Genomic DNA, 450 nt, shown 5'->3' on the forward strand with positions numbered 1-450 from the left:
ATCCGGGCACCCTCCGCGGCCGTGAGCCGGTCCCCGGATATCCCGGATATCCCGGATATCCCGGAACGACGTACCACCAGCTCGCGGTGCAGCTCGCCGTCGAACACACCACCGCGCTGTACCGGGAGGTCCGTGGTCTCGTCGCCGGTTCCGTCGCCGCCGGTGTCGACGGAGAGTGCGTCGCCGACAACCTGTTCCGGGCCGTCCGGTTCGCGCCCTGCGCGGTCCAGACTCCCACTTCCGTTCTACCCGAACGTGTTTCGGTGCAGCCGGTCGGCATTGCGCCCGGTCCGCCGGCATAGGGGCGAGACCGGCCGCACCGGAGCAGGGCCCCGGCATCCGCCCTCACCTCATCGCTGCCACGGCGGCCGGGGTGAGACCGGCCAAGCCGGGAAGCACCAGTCCTGCGAGGGCGAGCGCATCCGGGTCGGGCGGGTACCGGGGATGGGG

General features: G+C 72.0%; 1 protein-coding gene. It reads left to right on the forward strand.

The features are described from left to right. Positions 1-302 (forward strand): hypothetical protein (locus tag G6038_RS30860; RefSeq protein WP_165042721.1); only part of this gene is annotated, 302 nt, incomplete at its 5' end. Between the last annotated feature and the right edge of the window lie 148 nt (positions 303-450).

The sequence above is a fragment of the Rhodococcus sp. 14C212 genome, assembly GCF_011058195.1.
Classification (GTDB): domain Bacteria; phylum Actinomycetota; class Actinomycetes; order Mycobacteriales; family Mycobacteriaceae; genus Rhodococcus; species Rhodococcus aetherivorans.